Source organism: Larkinella harenae, from assembly GCF_054780515.1.
On sequence record NZ_BAAGWE010000001.1, the window covers coordinates 321,728 to 342,607 of the forward strand.

The following is a 20,880-nucleotide window of genomic DNA, read 5'->3' on the forward strand; positions in this document are numbered from 1 at the left end:
TCGATGAAAAAGATACTCTACTTAGTCCTGATTGGCCTGTTGACGGGTTGCGCCAACCCGCTGGAAGAGGAAGTGTATTCGGCTTTCGGCCCCAACAATTTTTTCCAGAAAGCCGACGATGCCGAAGGTTTGCTGAACTCGGCGTATGCGGTGGAGCAGCGCCGGGGTTTTCGAAATTACCTGCTGATGGCCGAGGTCAACACTGACCTGCTGATCGACCGGGAAGGCGGTTTGCGGAGTCTGGCCCAGCCGCTGGAAGATTTTACGTGGAATGCCGCCCACGAGTTTTTCGAAACCGCCTGGTCGTTGCATTACCGCACCATTTACCGTACCAATCTGATTCTGGATCAGGTACCCGCCATTGCGATGAATGAAACCCGCAAGGCACAAATCCTGGCCGAAGCGCGGTTTCTGCGAGCCAGCGCTTACCAGACCTTATACGAATTGTTCGGGCCGGTTCCGCTGATTACGAGCAGCACCACCAGCAGCGACGACCGGCCCAGCCGCGCGGCCAAAGAAGAGTTTGTTAGTTTCGTCGAAAAAGAGTTCGAAGCCGTCGCCGACATTTTACCGACCGTCGCTAGCCAGTACGGCCGGGCAACCAAGGGGGCGGCTTTATCGCTTCTCACCCGGTTTCACCTGAACAATAAGAAATGGCAGGCAACCGCCGAAACCGCCAAAAAGGTTATCGATTTGAATGTTTATCAGTTGTTCACCGGCCAGAACCGCACGAACCTGTTCGACATTGCCAACGAGAAAAACAGCGAGTTTATCTACATCCGGCCTAGTCTGGCGCAACCGGGTCTGGGCGACAATTACCTGCCCCACGCGGCCCCGCCGAACTACAAATTCAGGACGGCACCCAAGACCAACTACGCGACGCAGCTCAAAACGCTGTCGGGTTTTTACAATACCTTTGATCCCGCGGACCAACGGCGGCAGGCCATTATTACGGAATATGAGGACGTTAACGGAAAAATTATTAAGCTTGGAACCGATGATGTTCGTAGCTTTAAATTCAAAGAGGACTTGAGCGCGACCGGCGAGGTGATGGGCAACGATTTTCCGGTGTACCGCTACGCCGATATTTTGCTGACCCGGGCCGAAGCGCTCAACGAACTGAACGGCCCCACGCAGGAAGCCCTCGACCTGATCAACCAGGTGCGGACCCGGGCGGGGGTAGCTGCGCTCAATCTCGGCGATTTCACCACGAAAGACGCCTTGCGGGCGCACTTGCTGAAAGAGCGTGGCTGGGAGTTTTTCTCGGAAGAACTTCGTCGGCAGGATCTGATCCGGCACGGTAAGTTTATCGAATACGCCAAAGCGCGTGGTAAAGTCGCGTTTGATCACCAGATTCTGTTCCCGTTGCCGCAAAGCGAAATCGACCGAAATCCGAACCTAAAGCAGAACAACGGCTATAAATAAGAGCAAAGAATGCGTAAACTTTCATTAATAATTCGGCTGTTCATCGGTTTGCTACTCGTTGCCGCAAACGGTCTTTGGGCGCAGAAACCGGCTCGGCCCAACATCGTCGTTTTTCTGGTCGATGACATGGGCTGGCAGGATACATCCGTGCCGTTCTGGAAGCAGGCTACTGACCTGAACCGCCGGTATCGAACGCCGAACATGGAACGGCTGGCGAAAGAGGGGCTGAAATTTACGAATGCCTACGCCCAGCCGGTTTGTACGCCCACCCGCACAAGCTTGCTGAGTGGCGTGAACGCGGCCCACAGCCGGATTACGCACTGGACCTCGCCGAATAAGAATAAAAATACCGACTTTGCCGATCCGACGCTGAATTCGGTGGACTGGAACATCAACGGTCTAAGTCCGGTGGCTGGTATCGAGCATACCTTCCACGCAACCCCATTGCCCGCGCTGCTGGGCCAGAACGGTTATTACACCATTCACACGGGAAAGGCGCACTTCGGCTCGGCAGGAACACCGGGTTCGGACCCAAAAAATCTGGGGTTTCGGGTGAACATTGCCGGGAATGAAATCGGGCATCCGGCCAGCTATCTGGGCACGGACAATTACGACCGTCCGGCCAACGGCAAGCCCAGTCGCAACGCCGTTCCGGGGCTGGAAGCCTACCACGGCAAGGACGTTTTTCTGAGTGAGGCCCTGACGCTGGAAGCTATCAAAGCGCTGGAAAAGCCGATTCAGGACAAGCAGCCGTTCTTTCTGTATTTCGGGCACTACGCCGTCCATACGCCCATCATGGCCGACGACCGGTTTGTCGATAACTATTTAAAAGCGGGCCTGGACAGCATTGAAGCAAAGTATGCCTCGCTGGTGGAAGGGATGGACAAAAGCCTGGGTGACCTGCTAAATTTCCTGGATGAGCGCCAGCTTGCCGACAACACCGTGGTTATTTTTATGTCGGACAACGGCGGACTGAGCACAAAACCCCAGCGGGGTGGCACCGAACACACGCACAACCTGCCGCTGCGGGCGGGCAAAGGATCGGTGTACGAAGGCGGTATTCGGGAGCCGATGCTGGTGCGCTGGCCGGGGGTGGTCAAACCGGGGGGCGTGGCCGAGCAGTACGTGATTGTGGAAGACTTTTTTCCGACGATTCTGGAGATGGCGGGGGTTCAGAAACCGTTAACCGTTCAAACAATTGATGGAAAGTCCTTTTTACCATTATTGAAAAATCCGAAGCGCAAAGACGACACCCGCGCCCTGGTCTGGCACCACCCAAACCGCTGGATTGCGGCCGAAGGGCCCATGCTGCACTGGGCGAGCGCCATTCGGCAGGGTCATTGGAAGCTGGTCTACGACCACCGGACCGCGGGTCTGGAACTGTACAACCTGAATGACGATATTGGCGAACTAAAAAACCGGGCGACGCAGCACCCCGACAAAGTAAAACAACTGGCTTTGCTGCTTACTAAGCAGTTAAAGACCTGGAACGCCCAAATGCCCACATTCAAAAAGACTGGAAAACCGGTGTTGTGGCCGGAAGAGGCAGTAACGCAATTAAACAGTAACCTGAAATGAATCGACGAATTGGCATAAGTGTAATGGGGGCCGCAGCGGTGTTGGCGGCTGTACTCGTAACGGTTTCGGGGTACACCCCGAAGGAGCCTGAAACGCAGCAAGCCACCCGGCCCAATGTGATTTTTATCTTTTCCGATGACCACGCGTATCAGGCCATCAGTGCCTACGGCAGCAAACTGGCCAAAACCCCGAACATCGATCGGATTGCCCGGGAAGGCGCGATTCTGTACAACAATGTAGTAACCAATTCCATCTGCGGACCCAGCCGGGCGACCCTGCTGACTGGGAAATACAGCCACCTGAACGGTTATAAGGTCAATGAACGAAAGTTTGAGATCAACCAGCCGGTGTTTCCCGAAGAGTTGCAGAAAAACGGCTACCAGACCGCCTGGATCGGGAAAATGCACCTGGGGAGCCTGCCGCACGGTTTCGATTACCTGAACGTGCTGCCCGGTCAAGGGCATTATTACAGCCCGGATTTTGTGAACGGCAAGGGCGATACTACCCGGTATCCGGGATATGTCACCAACGTCACGACCAAGCTATCGCTCGACTGGCTGAACGGGCGGGACAAATCAAAACCGTTCTTTCTGGTAGTGGGACACAAAGCTACGCACCGCGAGTGGCTGCCCGACATCCGGGATTTGGGCGCGTACGATAAGGTGAATTTTCCGCTGCCCGCATCGTTCTACGATGAATACGAAAACCGCGATGCCGCCAAAAATCAGGACATGACCATCGACAAAACGATGCGCCTGAAAGAAGACCTGAAAGTACACGCCGACTACCAGAAAGGCGGTACTTACAACCGGTTCTCGCCCGAAGAGAAGAAAGCATTTTACGACTATTACGAGAACAAAATCAGCAAGGAATTTGATGAGAAGAAGCTCAGTGGTAAGGCGCTGGTGGAGTGGAAGTACCAACGGTATCTGAAAGATTACCTGGCAACGGCCAACTCGCTGGACCGCAACATCGGCGAACTGCTCGATTACCTGGATAAATCCGGACTGGCGAAGAATACTGTGATCGTTTACGCGTCGGATCAGGGCTTTTACCTGGGCGAACACGGCTGGTTCGACAAACGGTTTATTTACGAAGAGTCGCTGAAAACACCGTTTGTGATTCGGTATCCGGGTGTCATCAAACCCGGTACGAAGGTGCCTGAACTGGTTTCCAACATTGACTGGGCACCGACGATGCTCGGCCTGACCGGAACGGCCATCCCAAAGGAGATTCAGGGCGAGTCGTTTGTACCGCTGCTGAAAGGCCAGAAAACCAACTGGCGGCAGGAAGCGTATTACCACTATTACGAATACCCGCAGCCCCACCGTGTTTCACCGCACATCGGTCTGCGTTCCAGCCAGTACAAGCTGGTGCGGTTCTACGGTCCGAAAGACTATTGGGAGCTGTATGACCTGAAAAAAGACCCGCAGGAACTCCGGAATGTATACGGTGTTAAAGGATATGAAGCGGTTACTGCCGATTTGAAGAATAAACTGAAAGACCAGATTCGGAAGTACAAAGATGACGAAGCGCTTAAGATTGTGGAAAGCGGGAAATAAGATGGCTTGCAAATACTTGATGAAATTGCTGTTTAGCAGCCTGGTTGTAGCGGGGTTGGTGGCCTGTAATTCAGAAACGAAATCGACCGCTGATCAAACCGCCGAAACCGACAGCGGAGCGCACTGCGTCGCCAAGGGAATGCCATCCCGTTCGTCGGCCATCCGGCAGGCGGCTTCAGTAACGGCTTCTGGTGAAGGTAGCACCGACGGGATGGTCTGGATTCCCGGTGGCACGTTTCAGATGGGTTCCGACGAATTTCCGGATGCGCGCCCGCTGCATACCGTAACGGTCAACGGTTTCTGGATGGACAAACACGAAGTGACCAACGCCGAGTTTGCCCGGTTTGTGGAAGCTACAAATTACATTACCGTAGCCGAACGGCCGCTGAACCCGAAGGACTATCCGGGCGTTCCGGCGGATAAGCTGGTGCCGGGCTCGGCGGTGTTTACACCTCCGGTGCAGAAAGTGTCGCTCGATAATCCGCTGCAATGGTGGGAGTATGTTGGCGGGGCCAGCTGGAAACACCCCGAAGGAGCAAACAGCAGCATCAAAGGCCGGGAAAGTCTGCCGGTGGTGCACGTCAGTTACGAAGATGCGGCCGCTTACGCCAAATGGGCCGGGAAGCGCCTGCCGACCGAAGCCGAATGGGAGTTTGCTGCGCAGGGTGGCAAGGGTAACCACACCTATTATTGGGGAGATGAACTAAAACCCGGCGGCAAGTGGATTGCCAATATCTACCAGGGTGATTTTCCGAGCAAAAACACAACCGAAGATGGCTATGCCGCAGCCGCTCCGGTGCAATCGTTCCCGGCCAACCCCTACGGTTTGTACGACATGGACGGCAACGTCTGGGAATGGTGTCAGGATTTGTACCGGCCTGATTACTATCGCAATAGTCCAAAAGATAATCCATCAGGGCCGAAAGATAGTTACGACCCTGATGAACCCGGCGCGGTAAAATACGTGCAGCGGGGCGGCTCGTTTTTGTGCAGCGACGATTATTGTATTCGTTATAAAGCCGGAAGTCGGGGTAAGGGCGAGGCCAGTAGCGGAAGTAATAACCTGGGCTTTCGCTGTGTGCGTGTGAAATAGCGACAGGGTGGTTTTGGATTATTTCGGTCCAATATTGAAATAATGCAGGCAGTTTTTAAAATACAGCTCTATAGAGTTTGTATTTTAAAAAAATAGTCCCACGTTTGTGTAAGCAAGCCAGAGAATCCTCTGGCTCTGTTTTTAAAATAATTATCTATTTAGTATATAGAATAAATAGTTTATGGTGGATACGCAAACACAAACCCGGCCATTGATTACCAATCCGCGTTTGCTTACAGTTGGTGTGATAGTGCTTGTTCTGATTATTGGCGTTGCTGTCTGGCAGCTTCTGACTATTCCCATTCAGCCGGTCGTTGATGAATTGGCGGAACCCACGTTCTGGTTGTTTGTGCTGGCCGGTTTTGTGGCGCAGACCATCGACGGTGCGCTGGGTATGGCATACGGCATCAGCTCGACATCGCTGCTGTTGAGCCTGGGTGTTAGCCCGGCTGCAGCCAGTGCGAGCGTCCATATTGCCGAAGTATTTACGACGGGTGCGTCGGGGTTATCGCACTGGAAATTCGGGAACGTCAATAAAAAGCTGTTCAAACTACTGGTGTTGCCGGGCGTTGTGGGCGCTATCGTTGGCGCTTATTTTTTGAGTTCATTCGATGGTAACCTGATTAAACCATACATCTCGATATACCTCATTTTGATGGGCGTTGTGATCATCAGCAAGGCACTTCGGAAGAAAAAGGCAAAAGAGAAAACCCGGTTTGTCGGTCCACTGGCGCTGCTCGGCGGTTTTGTTGATGCCGTTGGCGGTGGGGGCTGGGGGCCGGTTGTCACCTCATCTCTTATTGGGCAGGGACGTAATCCGCGTTATACGATTGGCTCGGTTAATCTGGCCGAATTTTTTATTGCGGCCGCGGGTGCCGGAACCTTTATTATCATGATTGGCACCGGCAACTGGCCGGTTACACTGGGCCTGCTGCTGGGCGGGGTGTTGGCGTCTCCGTTCGCGGCTTACGTCTGCGGTAAAGTCAATCCCAAAATTCTGATGGTCATTGTGGGCCTGGTCATCATTGGCTTGAGCCTGCGCAATGTCTGGAGTTTGTTTTAAGTACAACATCATCAACAACCTGAATAAAATGAAAAAGATAACCACCTTCGCAACCCTTGGCTTGCTTTTGGCAGGTGCCACTGCGCAGGCCCAGACCAACCCGCAGGACGGTTTCTGGCGGGGAACCTTTGCTGTGTCGGGCGGACAGGAAGCACCATTTAATTTCGAGTTAAAAGGGTCAACCGCCTGGCTGCTAAACGGGTCCGAGCGCTTCGAAATCAAGGGGGTTAAGAAGCAAGGTGATTCCCTGTTCTTTCCGGTTGATATTTACGATGCGGTATTAGCGGCTAAAATTGAGAATGGTAAAACGCTATCGGGTGTGTTCAAGCGGCTGAACACTAATCCTGCCGACGCTGGCATTCCGTTTCGGGCGGAGCACGGCAAACGGTATCGTTTTATTGAAAAACCGGCGGCTGCTTCGGTCAGTTTGCAGGGGAAATGGGATGTAACCATCGGAAACACCAGAACCGTGGGCGTTTTTAGTCAGACAGGTAGTAAAGTAACCGGTACGTTTCTGTCAACGACCGGCGATTACCGGTATTTGGAAGGCGTGGTGCAGGGCAATGAGTTTGCGTTATCGGCTTTCAGCGGTTCCAGTCCGTCACTGATCAAAGGGAAAATCAGTGGCAACGAACTCACCGCTGAATGGATCAACGCTCGGGGTGCCCAGCCGATCAAAGGCACGCGCAACGACCAGGCCGCTTTACCCGACGCTTATACGTTGACGAAGCCCAAAGATGGGGTTCCGCTCGCGTTTACGTTTCCGGATGCGTTTACCGGCAAACCAGTCTCGCTGAATGATCCGAAATACAAGGGTAAAGTGGTGATTGTAACGCTACTGGGAAGCTGGTGCCCCAACTGTCTGGACGAAGCGGCTTTCCTGTCACCGTGGTATCAGGCCAACCGTCGGCGGGGTGTGGAGGTGATCGGGTTGGCGTTTGAGCGCAAGAATGATCCAGCTTTTGCCAAACCGCGTCTGGAAGCGCTGAAAAACCGCATCGGTATTGAGTATGACATTCTGTTTGCGGGTCAGGCCGACAAAAAATATGCTGCATCGGTGCTGCCTGCGCTGAGTGAAGTTGTTGCTTTTCCGACGACCATCTACATCAATCGTCAGGGTAAAATCGCCAAAATACACACCGGTTACAGCGGCCCGGCTACCGGCGCGTATTATGAAGAATTTGTGAAGGAATTCAATGCTGATATCGACCAGTTACTGAAAGAAGGCCCCGCGAAAGCATCGATTAAAGCGTCTGTAAAGTAAAATTTTAGCGTAAAAGGTCCCGTGGCCGAGTGGTTAGGTACCGGTCTGCAAAACCGAAGACGGCAGTTCGAATCTGCTCGGGACCTCATTACCCTTCAGGCGCCATATTCTGCGCCCGAAGGCTTTATTCCTCTTTGACCACACACCGCTGGCCGCGGTCAATCCATGAAAAGTGAACGAGAAAAAAAGGAACTTACTTATTTCCGGGGATTGTCCTTTCAGGATCAGTTGAATACGGTCTGGCAAACGGGTAAGTTGCTGGACACCAAACGCCTGCCCGGTTTTTGGCTGCACCTTTACGCCGTTAATTCTTTTTTCGTTGAAATGTGGATTTGCCAACGACGGCTGGACGTGACGCTGGTGCGCGGGTTTTCGGATACGGATGAACTAAAACCGTACATCGACCGGATTTCACTGGAATCGCTGATCGGGATTTGAGAATTCCGATTCGCGTGTTTAACGGTTACTGATTTCCTGCGGTTGCTCTTCGTTGGCGGCCTTTAAAATTGTGTGCAAAACGCCGGGAAACCGAGCTTCTATTTCCTCAAAACGCAACGATGTCAGGCTTTGGGTGCCTTCCGTCCGAACCCGTACAATACCCGCTTCGCGCAGCACCCGCAAATGGTGCGACAGGGTTGACTTGGCAACCGGCGTTGGAATGGTGCCGCAGGGACGCTCGCAGAGCTCCCGGGCCAGGCATTGCACAAAGCTAAGCCGAACCGGATCACTGAGGGCGTGTAGAATGCCCGTCAGTGTAATCTGGTCAGGAGTTGGGTGCGGGTATTGTTTCATGAAAACTGTTTGTCACTACAACGATTCGGGGCGGCAAAAAAATTCAGTTGGTGCCTCAGGAACCAGCGCAATTTTAGAACGACAGCCTTAATTGACGGATACCGTGGGGCCGTACACCAGGCGTAAATACTGTTTTTGCAAGTTGGCAAAGTAGGTCCAGAGCAGTACGAATCCAGCCAGGACCAGGCCGACCGTCAAAGGGTCATGGAAATACGGCAGGGCAACCAGCACCAGCGTCGTGATTCGGCTTATTTCCAGATGGAACACCCACTGGCGTTGTTCAAGCAGGGCTCCGCAGTTGACCAGTGTGAGCAGAATAAACAGGGCAATCAATACCTGATGATAAAGCGGGATGTGATTTTCGGCCAGGAGAAAAACAAACAGAATGGCCAGAATACCCGCGAGCTGGCCCAACACGTACCCCCGGAATCGCCGACTGGTTGCGTGGACGGAGGAGCGTGATAAAAACTTTCTTTCGAGGTGATCGCGAACTTCCGGATCAATATCATCCGGGCGACCAAAAAGTACCTTGAATTTGGGTATAACACCGGGGGTTTGGCGGACGGTTTCGGCCAGTTCCATCATAAAATGGAATTGCTGCCACAAAAAACTGTGGCTTTCCAGCGGCTTGGTCAACCCGTAAACCAACTCCTGTGCTTCCTCTTTTTCTTCGATAAACGTACCAAATAATTTATCCCAGATGATCAGCACATCGCCGTAATTTTTATCCAGATATTCCGGGTTGCTGGCGTGGTGAACGCGGTGGTGCGAAGGTGTTACCAAAATGTATTCGAGCCAGCCTAATTTGCCAATGGTTCGGGTATGGATAAAGAAAGGATATAAACCATGTAGCAAAAGCAAGGCGGTAATCATATCGGCCGGAAAACCGATCAGCGGCAGGACCGACCAGAAGCCGGTTCGAATGATGGCCTGAAAAACCGTAATGCGGGCCGAAACCGTGTAGTTAAAATCTTCACTTTGGTGGTGAACCACATGAGCGCTCCAGAACAGATTGACTTCGTGGGCCAGCCGGTGGTACCAATACCAGACGAAATCGGTGGCCAGAAACAGCGCGACCCAGCCCAGCAGGCCGGGTTTGAGATCGAAAATAGCGTAGTGCCGGTGAATATAATCGTATACAAAGTAGAAAGCGCCGACCGTAAATGTGTCGAGCAGCCGTTCAGCAATCCCAACGTTCAGGTTGGCAACGGAGTTGTTGAACCGGAAATAGTCTTTTTTCTGCCATTTAGAGACGAGGTACTCCAGACCCATAAAAAATAGAAAGAAAGGAACGGCCAGCGCCATCCAATTCAGCTTCATCGATTCCATACGCGTGGGTGATTAACATATAAAACAAAATACTTACAAACGACGGAGCCTTTCGCCGGCTCGCAGCAGCGTTTCGTCGTCTTTGGCGAAACAGAACCGCAGCATTTTATAGTCGTTTCGCTGGCGGTAAAAAACCGAAACCGGAATGGAGGCAACGCCGATTTCTTTCGTCAGCCGGATGGCCAGATCGTAGTCCGGTTCATCAGTGATCGTCTGGTACGAAACCGTCTGGAAAAAACTGCCTTCGGTGGGCTGAAACTGAAATCGGGAGCCGTGAATGCTGTCGAGGAACAAATCCCGCTTGCGTTCGTAGAAAGCGGGCAGGATTTCGTACGGGGTTGGGTCCTTCAAATAATCGGCCAGCGCGTGCTGAATCGGTGTAACCGTACTGAAGGTCAGGTACTGGTGAATTTTTCGGAACTCGGCTGTCAACTCCTTCGGAGCCAGGCAATAACCGATTTTCCAACCCGTGATGTGAAACGTTTTGCCAAACGATCCGCAGATAAACGTGCGTTCCTGCAAAACCGGGTGCGTGACTAGCGACCGGTGCGGGCGACCATCGAACCGGATGTGCTCGTACACTTCATCGCTGACGATCCAGATGTCACGGTCTTTGACCAGCGCAGCCAGTTGATCCAAGTCGTTGGCGGTCCAGACGCGGCCGGTTGGGTTGTGGGGCGTGTTGACGAGGATCAGCCGTGTTTTTTCCGTGATCTTGCTCCGAACGGTTTCCCAGTTGATGGCGTAGTCAGGTGGGGTCAGGGTGATGAAAACCGGTACACCGCCGTTCAGTTCGATGGCCGGGACGTAGCTGTCGTAAGCCGGTTCGAACACCAGAGCCTCATCACCGGGGCGGATAACGGCCGTAATGGCAGCAAACAGCGCTTCCGTGGCGCCCGACGTGATTGTAATTTCGGTTTCCGGATGGTAGACGACGTGGTAGAGTTGTTCGGTTTTCTGAGCCAGAGTTTCGCGCAGAGCGGGCACACCCGTCATGGGGGCATACTGGTTAAATCCAGTTTTTAAGTATTTTTCAACCAGGGCCGTCAGTTCTGGCGAACAGTCAAATTCGGGAAAACCCTGAGATAAATTTATGGCGCCCGCGTCGGCGGCTAATTTTGACATAACCGTAAAGATTGTTGTTCCAACCCACGGTAGTTTAGACGGCAAAGCACTCGGTCCGGATACAGTCATACTTCAAACGGATTACTCCGATTTATCTATTGAATCAATAGAGTCTATTCGAAAAGTTGGTTTTAAATAGTCAATCGGCTCCGAAAAGTACAAAATAAATGAATAGGTTGCTTGTAAGAATACTTTTTCTATGAATTTTGTAGGCTACTATGGTTGGCTAATTCGAGAAATGAGTCGAAGATTTTTGGAAGCACGTTCGGGAAAGTCAATATAACACCAAAACGGTTCCCCGGTATTCGGGTAGCTGCGGTTGATGGGTTTTGATCAGGTATTGGTAAATGCCCGCTTGTACCTTCTGGTTTTGGTACGTTCCATCCCACGGTTTTTTGTAATCGTTTGAATAAAAAACAACCTCGCCCCAACGGTTATAAACCAGGATTTCACAACCCGGAAACTGGTCAGTATTGCGAATGTCCCATTGATCATTGATGCCATCGTTATTGGGCGAAAAAACATCCGCCATGAACATTTGCTTCAGCACATCGACTTGTACCGTTTTTTCGGTTTGACACCCAGCCGGTGTGCGAACGGTCAGTGTGTAAAGGGTCGGGACGGGTGGGTTGGCGGTTGGACTAGCACTGGCCGGATCGGACAGATAGGCGGGCGGCTCCCAGGTGTAACGGCTAACCTCACCCTGTACGGTAGGCTTCAGCAAAACCGTATTTCCCATCAAGACACTGACCCGTTCCGGCAGATCGACCCGGGCGGGGGATTCTACCCGGATTTGGCGGCTAATGGCGGTCGGGCAGGGCGAAGTGCCACGGTACGTGTACACAATGGTGTGCAAACCCGCTCCGGCTCTGGCCGGATCAAACCGGTTAGCCGTTATACCTGGACCCGAAAAAACGCCCCCGCTCGGGCTAGCTTCCAGCCACAACGGCTCAGTCTGGGTTACACAGATGGGGGCAACGGTATCAAACCGCAGATCCGGCCGGGGAATGATTGCCAGCGTAAGCAGATCTGAAAGACCTTGGCAGCCGTTTCCGTCCGTAACCCGAACCTGATACGTACCCGCTACCCTGGCGGCTGTTGTCGATGCGTTGCCTGTTTCAAAAACCGTGTTGTTCAAATACCATTCGTACCGATAAGCGGTTCCACCCGTTGTTTCCAGCCGGACTTCGCCATCCTGGCAAATCGCCGAAGCCGAACTGGTCAGCGTTGCCTTCGGAGTTGGGTTGACCATCACCGCTAGGCTGTCGCGGTTCGTACAGGTCGACCCTGAAGTTGCCAGAATGCCATACCGACCGCTTTGCGTAACGCGTAAGGAGGCATTGGTTGCACCCGGTACCAAAGCGCCGTTTACCGTCCATTGGTACGTAATGCCCGTTTCCGGCTTAATTGTTAAAACCAATGACTCGCCTTCGCAAATGCGGGGTTCTTTTTCGGGTGTTATTTTGACGGTGGGCAAAGGCAACGACCGGACCTGGGTGATCCGGGAGGTGGTATCATTGCCGCAGGTCGTTGCAAAGCTTTTGACGACGGCATAATCGCCGGGTTCGGTGACGGTAAGCACGGGGGAGGTGGCATCCGCAATATTAAAACCGTTGCGCTGCCATTGATACGACCAGAGCGGATTCGTCTCGGTTGAAAGTGTAACGGTAGTGCCTTCACAAAAAGACAATTCCTGCGTTTCCACGTTATTATAGCTGATTAGTGGCCGGGGCGGAGTTCGGTTGCCGCAATCGACAACCGGCATTTGAAACTCGCGCCGGACAGCTCCAATTCGGATGCCGTTGCGGTATTCTTCGCACAAAACCGCAAAAATGAATAAGCCAACCTGCGTAGCAGTTACGCTCAACTGGCCAGTTTGCGGGTCGATTCGTAAGGGCGGCCTACCGGGAATCGAATTGGTAGCGCTGAAGCCAGGCAGCCAGGCAACTTCCGGATAGGTTATGTGCGAAGAGCCGTCACCCACGGTATTTTGGCCCGAATTGTCAGTATAACCTGCCAGAGGTGTTACCAGTGAATAGCGGAGCTGATCTCCGTCGCGATCGGTAGCCCCGAAATTTAATACGAATGGTTTATTGACGCAGATGTATTCTCCGTTGGGAAAACTAAACTGCGGGCTGGAGTTGGTAAAAGCAGTACCGTTGCGTTGAACGGGCGGAAATTCCATGTAAAACAGCATTCCTTCTTCGCCAGGATTCTGGATGTTACTGATGTCGGCACTGCGGCAGCAGCGGTCCCAAACGATGTAATAACCAGCGGGATCATTGTAGACTGCCGGATCCAGATAAAGATCGGTGCGGTAATTCATGGCCAGCACACTCAGGTTGCGTAAATCGGCGCAAGCCTGGTTATCGTAGCGTACCGGCTGCGAATTGGTTTGCCGAACGATGGGCGAACCGACAGGGGCATGGTCCCTTTTTCGGAATATGAAAAGTTGAATCTCGCGTTCGTAGGAGTCGGGAGTCGCGTTGGCCTGATCTAAATACAGAGTTAGCGTTAAGGTAAAATAGCCCGGCCGGGTTGCCGCCTGAAGGTTCAAATCTCCGCCGTAGATGTGTTTACCAAAACCGGGGAGTTGGGTGGCCCAAAACGTCAGCATCACACAGGCGGCTAGTCGCAGTCCCTGTCGCACCGGACCGGCTTTCGGACGCCAATTCAACAACACATTCATAGTTCAACATCGTAACGAGTTGGTGCATAAAACAAACCAGGGAATTTTGGAAAGCACGCTATTGACTAGAAAAGATACGGACTTGCCATCGGTAACGGATTTGTAAGTTACTAAAACTGACGGAACGGTATATTTGTGGTGGACAAAAAAGCCCCGCAGCGGTTGCGGGACTGAACAAGGTTTTAGGCAGCGGGTTCTAAAAACCGTCAATTCACTACATTTCGGGGCTTCCCGGCAAAAAAAGCGCGAATGTTTTCGACGGTTTCGAGTAGAAGTCGTTGGCGGGCTTCGCGCGACGCCCAAGCTAAATGCGGTGTAATGAGGCAGTTGCGCGCCGAAAACAACGGGTTATCAGCCGCTGGTGGTTCGGTGGTCAGCACGTCCAGACCCGCACCGGCCAATCGGTCATTGTTCAAGGCTTCGGCCAGATCGGCTTCGTTGATCAGCGCTCCCCGGCTGGTGTTGATCAGGTAGGCGGTTGGTTTCATCTGATCCAGCAGACTCTGGTTGACAAAACCACGGTTTTCGTCGGTGGCCGGGCAGTGCAGCGTCACAACGTCACTTTCGGCAAAAAGGGTGGCCTGGTCCACGTAGCGAATGCCTTCTGGCGGTTCTTCATCCGTATGCCGACGATTGACCAGGATATTCATGCCAAAAGCCTGACCGATGGTGGCGACGCGTTTTCCGATGTCGCCGAACCCGACCACGCCCAGCGTTTTTCCGAATAATTCGACCAGCGGGGTTTTCCAGTAGGCAAAATCCGGATTTTGCGCCCAGTCGCCCGCCCGAACGCTATCGGCGTGTAACCCGGCATGATGCGTCAGTTCAAGCATTAACGCAAACGTTAGCTGGGCCACGGATTCGGTACTATATCCCTTGACATTCGTGACCACAATATCGAGTTCACGGGCGGCTTTTACGTCGATAATGTCGTAGCCGGTTGCCGTTACACCGATATACCGCAGTTTGGGCAACTGTTCCAGCGTCTGCCGGTTTAGCTTTACTTTATTGACCAGAATCATGTCGGCATCCTTTACGCGATCCAGCAACTGGTCGGGGGCGGTGCGGTCGTGCAGGGTAACGCTGCCGAGGGAGGTGAGGGGCGTCCAATCCAGGTCACCGGGATTGAGGGTATAGGCGTCAGCAAAAACAAGGTTCATGGGAAAGGCTTAAATGAGGGCGAAAGATACGGTTAAAATCCGGCATCACCCGGGATTTTGGGCAAACTCCAGTGCCCGGCGCTCGACCCAGGTAAACTCATCTCCGCGAACAGCAAAGCCAACATGCCCGCCGGTCCGGGGCGTTTCCAGGTAGATCATCGGGTGTTTTTCGGCCAGCCACGCGGGCGAACATTCGGGCGACAACAGCGGGTCGTTCTGGGCATTGACGAGCAGGGTCGGAACGGTTATTTCGGGCATGTAATTGACAGCTGAGGCTTGTTCATAGAAATCGTCGGCATCGCGGTACCCGTTTACCGGAGCCGAAAAATGCTGGTCAAAATCGCGCCAGCGCCGAACCTGCTGGAGATTTGTCATATTGAGTTTGCCCGGAAATAGGTCGGCTTTTTGTTGCAATTTGATAATCAGCTTCTTCATGAACCGGTTGCGGTAAAACCGGTTTTTGGGTAGGTCGAGCTGTTTAGCGCTGGCTTCCAGGTCCGTCGGCGACGAAACCGCTACAATCTTCCGGAGAACTTCGGGGACGCTTTTTCCGTGAACACCTGCGTATTTCAGCGCGATGTTTCCGCCCATGCTGTAGCCGATCAGCACCATGTCGCGGTACGGTTTGGTTCGCAAAACGTGTTCGATGACTTCGGCAATATCGCCGATTTCGCCGTGATTGTAAAGCCGGAAAGCCCGGTTCATCTCGCCACTGCACGAACGGCAATTCCAGGCCAGAACGTCCCAGCCGTGTTGGGCAAACAGCTTGGCGGTACCTTTGATGTAATGCCGGTTGGAGTCGCCCTCTAAGCCGTGCGTCATGATGACAATTTTATCGCTTTTCCGGTCAAGCCAGTCGAGATCTACAAAATCACCGTCGGCCAGCGTCAGGCGCTCGCGTTCGTACACTACACCGTTTATCTTTCGAAGCAAGCTGGGAAAAATGGTTTGTAGGTGGCCGTTGATTTGATACCGGGGCGATCCGGGAAAAGAAGAGTGACGGAGAACCGGCATGCTGCAACATTTAGTCGTTAATGCTGTTATTTTTAACGAAATTTAGGCTGGTTGGTTCCCCTATGAACATTGCAAAATATTTATCGGTTTTGGTCGCCAGTATGCTGAAGTTCATTGGCGGACCGGTGACAGGCGTAGCGTTGGGGCTAAGCTGGGTTGAAACCTGGCTGGCCACGGCAGCGGGCATGATGGCGAGTGTGATACTGGTTACGTACGCGGGCGTGGCACTGCGAGCGTTGATCAATCGTTTCCGGCGCTCAAAACCCCGGCTGTTTAGTCCCCGGACGCGCCTGGCGGTTCGGATCTGGAAACGAGCCGGTATCGCGGGCATCGCCTTTCTGACTCCTTTGCTGCTGACGCCCATTGGCGGAACGATTCTTGCGGTCTCGTTCAAAGTAAGCCGCCCACTTATTTTTAGTTACATGCTCATCAGCGCTTTATTCTGGGGCATTATCTTTACGTTGGCCGTCTACCAGATTCCTCAACTGATCAATCGTTTTAGCGGAACGGGAATGCTGAAGGAATAGGCCGTCACGTTTTCCTTGTGGTTATAAAAAACGGGCCCATCGCAGCTGAACCCTTGCTCTTATTTTCCGCCAGCCGTGCTCCATTCGTCCCAAACGGCTTGGGCAATTTCCGCAATCACGCTTTCCCGGTCGCCATCGCTGGCTTTCGAATCAGCCACAAAAACCGCAATGGCCAGGTGTTGCCCCGTGGGTAAAGTGATGATGCCGACATCATTAGTAGCCCGGGTAAAACCGTCGAAGGTGCGAGAGCTTCCCGTTTTATGAGCCACCACGGTTCCGGGCGGCAGCGATCCTTTGAGCCGACGTGGCCCGGTGGGGGTTTCGGTCAACAGGCGACGGAGCAGAGCGCTGCTCGTGGCAGAAAGTTTTTTCTCCTGGTGAAAAACCGTTAACAGGCGTACCATTGACTCCGGGGAGGACCAGTTGCGGTATTGTACGGTTTCGCTCGTGCCCATTTCTTTTTCGGTGGTTGCCACCCGTATACCGTTAATGCTCAGCGAACGCAGGTATTCGGTTACCTTCGCCGGTCCGCCGAGAACATTTAGCAACACGTCGCAGGCTGTTCCGTCACTTTCTGACGCCATAAAACGGAGCAGTTCGGCCAGGGTCAGTTCGACACCTTGCGGATTGGCGTCGCGGATGGGGCTGTGTTGTTTAGAACCAACAAAATCGTTTTTTTCAACCCGGATTTTCTGATTAAGATTCAGGTTTCCTTCGTCGACCTGATGCAGCACTGCCATTGCAATCGGAAATTTATACACGCTCTGCATCGGAAAATGGCCCGATGGGTCCAGACTGACCGATTGGCCGGTTTCTATAACGGTGGCCATCACGCCGACCCGTCCCTGGGCTTTCCCGGCAATTTGCTGGATTTTTGCGGCCAAATCATCCGAAGAATGATATACGGTTTTGCCAAGGGCCATGAACGGGAACCATAGAAAGAAAAACAGGTACTTTGATTTTATCATATCAAGAAAAAGAGGAAGGTACTTGGATGCGGTTTATGAATGATCCATCCGCTGCGTCTAGGGTTGTAACGGGGTATTGTTGAATACCGTATAAACTCGATTGTTTTTCGTACCGAAGGCGAAAAAGTTACAAATGGCAGGGAGCCAGTCAGCGATTTTCAGGCAGTTGGAGTCGGTTGATTGGAAGCAGTAAAGAAAAACTATTGGCAGTCTTTTAGCGCGTTTGCATTCGGCCGTATAACCTGGCTGCCAATTTTCCGAGCGCTGTTGAGTCGGTTAGATGTGTTGCCGGCTAACATGATGGACAACCGCACCCGCTGTAACCTTAATGGCAACGCCACCAATATCACAGCATTCTCCACCTGCAATTGAGCCTTCTTTTCGAAAACTTGCCCAGTCAATGTTGTGGACTAATTCCTGCCATTCGCCCGTCGTAACAGATCTTGTGCAAACAAAATCGGGTTGCTGAAAAACCGATAGCATAGACTCAGTGGGCATCACCGACAGGTTGTGTAGTATGCCTGTAAAGCCAACATACCATAACATAGTCTATGCGATTTACTTTTGCAGGAGCGATGATTTCCTTCTCCTGCTTTGTCATTGTACAAAGCAGGGGAAGAATACTGTAGCAAAAAGTCGGGATAAAATAGTCATGCCCGGTCGATTACCGGCTTACGGGCGCGGCTGGTTTGGTTTTCTTCCGGAAATCTCCGCGTGAGAAGTATTTCTCGATCAGGCAGTACATCAGAATAAAGAAGTAACGGCTGCCCATTTCTTTGATCTTCAGTTTCGATTCGCCGTATTTCCGATTGGTCCAGCTGTTGGGCACAACGGCGAAATTATACCCCCGTACCATCGCTTTCAGCGGTAGTTCGACGGTAAGGTTGAAGTGGGGCGACAGAAATGGCTTGAGCCCTTCCATGGTCTCCCGTTTGTAGAGTTTGAACGCGTTGGTGGTGTCGTTGTAACGAATCCCCATCACGATCCGGACAATGAAGTTGGCCAGTCGGTTGATGTATTTTTTGAGCTGCGGATAATCGATCACTTTGCCGCCTTTGCTCCACCGGCTGCCGAAAACGCAGTCGTAGTCGCCTTCCAGCATTTTAAAATAGAACTTCGCCAGGTCTTCCGGATCGTCGGACATATCGGCCATAAACACGGCCACGCAGTCGCCCGTAAACCGTTCGAGGCCGTACCGGACGGCGTACCCAAAACCGTTTGGGCCGGGGTTGGTGTAGTACACCAGCGTCGGAATTTCGTGCGTCAATTCTTCCAGTACCTCCCGGGTATTGTCCTTCGAGTTGTCGTTGGTAACGCAGATTTCGTGCGGAATGCCGTGTTTTGACAACGTCTGGTACAAAGACCGCAACGTTTCCGGAATGGATTCCTGTTCGTTATAAGCGGGAATAACTACACTTAGCTTCATGATCGATCCATTAAACGGTAAGGCATTAACCGAATGGCACTGTATAATTTGAAAACGGGCTTTGGTAAAACATAATTTTGGATAACCTCTTTGAGAACCGTCCCGTCCGGTTTGCCGAGGTAAAGGTATTTCAGCGCGATGCCGGCCCGTCGGAAATAGCTATTTTGGTACTGGTTCGCGTCCAGCATCATCTTGTAATAGCGGGCGATGTTTTTGCGCAGTACCTTGTCGTACTTGAAATCAAGTTCACGGTTGATGTTTGAATACATCAAAATCCGGTTGTTCAGAAAGGCTCGATCCTTCTTGTTGTCCGCGTAGCTGGCACCCGCCCGGTTTTTTCGGTACACGGACATGATCTCGTCAATATAGCCAATCGGGCCCGCTTTTGCAAGCAGGATGTTCCGGGGAATGTCACCGCTTTGGGACAGGTAGTACCAGGCGGGGTACTCCGGAATTGCATTTTTCCGGAACATGATGCTGGATGTCGCCATGAAAAAAATTTCATCCTCCCCGATCAAATCATCGACTGTATACGCGGCTTTTTTTTCACCTACCAACGAAAATGGCTCGTACTGCTCATCTTCGAACACCGTCATGGCGTTGGTGAAGCAGGCCGAATACTCGGGGTGTTCGTCGAGCATGTCTACCTGCTTTTGCAGTTTATGAGGATTGACCCAATAATCATCCCCGTCCATTTGGGCAATGTACTCACCACGCGCGGCTTTGAACGTGGCGAGTGCATTGTGCATCCCGTTGTTACCCAGATTCGTTGGATGCAGCAGCAGCCGGATTTTATCTGGGTAGCGAGCCTGGTATTCGGCCAGAATCTCGCGGGTGTTATCTTTGGACAGATCGTCACCTACAATAATTTCGAAATCAAAATTGGTCTGCTGACATAAGACGCTGTCTAACGTTTGCCGAACAAATTTCGCATGATTGTAAGTAACAATGGAAACGGTTACTTTCATTTTAATTGAAAATTTCATCCATCTGACTAAGCACCGGGAAGTTGGGCGTAATCAGTTCGGCCTGAGGCTTATAGATGTAAGCTAATGGGTAGCCTCGCTCGATGAATGTGTTTTCTAGTAAGTTGTTATACCGAAGTTGCACCGACCAGCGGACCGATTCTGTCGAGTTGATGCCGGAGCGGTGAACCAGGAACGCGGAGAAGAACAACACATCGCCTACTTCAAATTCAAGCTGTTGCCACTCATCCTTTAATAATTCGTCGGGAATAGTGCCAATATAGTCAACGGATGTTGACTCGTAGAGGCCTTGCCGGTGACTGCCGGGAATAACCTGAAGGGCACCCAGGTCGGCCCCAGCTGGTACCAGCGGAAACCATACCACGATGCTATCGAGCGATCCCTGGCCCGTCCGCCAATCCTGGTGGGCTCCTAACCGCCAGTAATCATCCCGTTTGGCGAGGTGACGGCTGTTGAACAGCATAGCGGGCCGAACGCCGATGGACGGATAGTCGAGGCCCAGCTCTTTCAAAGTGTCTGTAATGCGCGAATCCGTACCCAAGCGGTGCAGCGAAACCATGTGCTGCACTTGTTTGCCGGTGTTGGCAAATGCCGTGAAGTCAGCGGCAAAAAACCGGTACATGGCTTGTTCGAACGAAGGCAGATCGTCGATATCGACCGATTCGCCCAACGTCCGCTGAATCTGATAGGCAAAAATCTGGCGACCTTCGCGATGAATAGCCGCTACCAAATCTTTATCCAGAAAATTTTTCAGCAAAACGAAACCGTTTTGCTTATATGAATCGCGCAGTGATGACATAATGGTATGAATTTGTTTAAAATAGTACTAAACTAATTCGGTGAGGTGTGAACATCCCTGGCAAAGGTATCGTACCTCAT

Annotated in this window: 19 protein-coding genes and 1 tRNA gene; 9 read left to right on the forward strand and 11 right to left on the reverse strand. The window is 52.3% G+C overall.

Annotated elements, in window-relative coordinates; translation table 11 throughout:
* The first annotated feature begins 3 nt into the window (after positions 1-3).
* The 8 genes from ACYVH9_RS01325 to ACYVH9_RS01360 all read left to right on the forward strand — a co-directional run bounded on the left by ACYVH9_RS01325 (position 4) and on the right by ACYVH9_RS01360 (position 8,423).
* On the forward strand, positions 4-1,425 hold the full coding sequence (locus ACYVH9_RS01325) for a RagB/SusD family nutrient uptake outer membrane protein (protein ID WP_460634485.1): 1,422 nt from the start codon (positions 4-6) through the stop codon (positions 1,423-1,425).
* A 9-nt stretch (positions 1,426-1,434) separates the two neighbouring features.
* Entirely contained in the window at positions 1,435-3,003 is a 1,569-nt protein-coding gene (locus ACYVH9_RS01330; RefSeq protein ID WP_460634486.1) for a sulfatase, read from the forward strand.
* On the forward strand, positions 3,000-4,565 hold the full coding sequence (locus ACYVH9_RS01335) for a sulfatase family protein (protein ID WP_460634487.1): 1,566 nt from the start codon (positions 3,000-3,002) through the stop codon (positions 4,563-4,565). The genes ACYVH9_RS01330 and ACYVH9_RS01335 overlap by 4 nt, the downstream gene beginning before the upstream one ends.
* A 19-nt stretch (positions 4,566-4,584) precedes the next feature.
* A complete protein-coding gene (locus ACYVH9_RS01340; protein ID WP_460634488.1) occupies positions 4,585-5,658 on the forward strand; it encodes a formylglycine-generating enzyme family protein in 1,074 nt (357 codons plus the stop codon).
* A 181-nt stretch (positions 5,659-5,839) separates the two neighbouring features.
* Positions 5,840-6,721 carry a sulfite exporter TauE/SafE family protein gene (locus ACYVH9_RS01345; RefSeq protein WP_460634489.1) on the forward strand — a complete coding sequence of 294 codons (882 nt, stop codon included), beginning with the start codon at positions 5,840-5,842 and terminating at the stop codon, positions 6,719-6,721.
* A gap of 28 nt (positions 6,722-6,749) precedes the next feature.
* Entirely contained in the window at positions 6,750-7,985 is a 1,236-nt protein-coding gene (locus tag ACYVH9_RS01350) for a TlpA disulfide reductase family protein (RefSeq protein WP_460634490.1), read from the forward strand.
* A gap of 15 nt (positions 7,986-8,000) precedes the next feature.
* Positions 8,001-8,071: transfer RNA gene (locus ACYVH9_RS01355), tRNA-Cys, on the forward strand.
* Positions 8,072-8,150: 79 nt separating this feature from the next.
* Positions 8,151-8,423 (forward strand): hypothetical protein, encoded by a 273-nt coding sequence (locus ACYVH9_RS01360; RefSeq protein ID WP_460634491.1) that lies wholly within the window; start codon positions 8,151-8,153, stop codon positions 8,421-8,423.
* Between the two features lie 18 nt (positions 8,424-8,441).
* Here ACYVH9_RS01360 and ACYVH9_RS01365 read toward each other — a convergent pair whose 3' ends face one another.
* The 6 genes from ACYVH9_RS01365 to ACYVH9_RS01390 all read right to left on the reverse strand — a co-directional run bounded on the left by ACYVH9_RS01365 (position 8,442) and on the right by ACYVH9_RS01390 (position 16,094).
* Entirely contained in the window at positions 8,442-8,777 is a 336-nt protein-coding gene (locus tag ACYVH9_RS01365; protein ID WP_460634492.1) for an ArsR/SmtB family transcription factor, read from the reverse strand.
* Between the two features lie 87 nt (positions 8,778-8,864).
* Entirely contained in the window at positions 8,865-10,106 is a 1,242-nt protein-coding gene (locus tag ACYVH9_RS01370; RefSeq protein WP_460634493.1) for a sterol desaturase family protein, read from the reverse strand.
* 33 nt (positions 10,107-10,139) lie between these two features.
* Positions 10,140-11,300 carry a methionine aminotransferase gene (locus ACYVH9_RS01375; protein WP_460634494.1) on the reverse strand — a complete coding sequence of 387 codons (1,161 nt, stop codon included), beginning with the start codon at positions 11,298-11,300 and terminating at the stop codon, positions 10,140-10,142.
* 205 nt (positions 11,301-11,505) lie between these two features.
* Positions 11,506-13,920 carry a gliding motility-associated C-terminal domain-containing protein gene (locus ACYVH9_RS01380; RefSeq protein WP_460634495.1) on the reverse strand — a complete coding sequence of 805 codons (2,415 nt, stop codon included), beginning with the start codon at positions 13,918-13,920 and terminating at the stop codon, positions 11,506-11,508.
* Between the two features lie 206 nt (positions 13,921-14,126).
* Positions 14,127-15,080, reverse strand: coding sequence for a D-2-hydroxyacid dehydrogenase (locus ACYVH9_RS01385; RefSeq protein WP_460634496.1), 954 nt, complete (start codon positions 15,078-15,080; stop codon positions 14,127-14,129).
* A 45-nt stretch (positions 15,081-15,125) separates the two neighbouring features.
* Positions 15,126-16,094, reverse strand: a complete 969-nt coding sequence (locus ACYVH9_RS01390; protein WP_460634497.1) for a YheT family hydrolase — start codon at positions 16,092-16,094, stop codon at positions 15,126-15,128.
* A gap of 62 nt (positions 16,095-16,156) precedes the next feature.
* Here ACYVH9_RS01390 and ACYVH9_RS01395 point away from each other — a divergent pair, with 62 nt between their 5' ends.
* Complete coding sequence (locus ACYVH9_RS01395; protein ID WP_460634498.1) at positions 16,157-16,621, forward strand: hypothetical protein; 465 nt, start codon at positions 16,157-16,159, stop codon at positions 16,619-16,621.
* 59 nt (positions 16,622-16,680) lie between these two features.
* Here ACYVH9_RS01395 and bla read toward each other — a convergent pair whose 3' ends face one another.
* The 5 genes from bla to ACYVH9_RS01420 all read right to left on the reverse strand — a co-directional run bounded on the left by bla (position 16,681) and on the right by ACYVH9_RS01420 (position 20,800).
* Entirely contained in the window at positions 16,681-17,589 is a 909-nt protein-coding gene (bla, locus tag ACYVH9_RS01400) for a class A beta-lactamase (protein ID WP_460634499.1), read from the reverse strand.
* Positions 17,590-17,865: 276 nt separating this feature from the next.
* On the reverse strand, positions 17,866-18,135 hold the full coding sequence (locus ACYVH9_RS01405) for a hypothetical protein (protein WP_460634500.1): 270 nt from the start codon (positions 18,133-18,135) through the stop codon (positions 17,866-17,868).
* Positions 18,136-18,253: 118 nt separating this feature from the next.
* Complete coding sequence (locus ACYVH9_RS01410; RefSeq protein WP_460634501.1) at positions 18,254-19,015, reverse strand: glycosyltransferase family 2 protein; 762 nt, start codon at positions 19,013-19,015, stop codon at positions 18,254-18,256.
* Complete coding sequence (locus ACYVH9_RS01415) at positions 19,012-19,983, reverse strand: glycosyltransferase family 2 protein (protein ID WP_460634502.1); 972 nt, start codon at positions 19,981-19,983, stop codon at positions 19,012-19,014. The genes ACYVH9_RS01410 and ACYVH9_RS01415 overlap by 4 nt, the downstream gene beginning before the upstream one ends.
* Before the next feature lies 1 nt (position 19,984).
* Complete coding sequence (locus ACYVH9_RS01420) at positions 19,985-20,800, reverse strand: phytanoyl-CoA dioxygenase family protein (RefSeq protein ID WP_460634503.1); 816 nt, start codon at positions 20,798-20,800, stop codon at positions 19,985-19,987.
* Between the last annotated feature and the right edge of the window lie 80 nt (positions 20,801-20,880).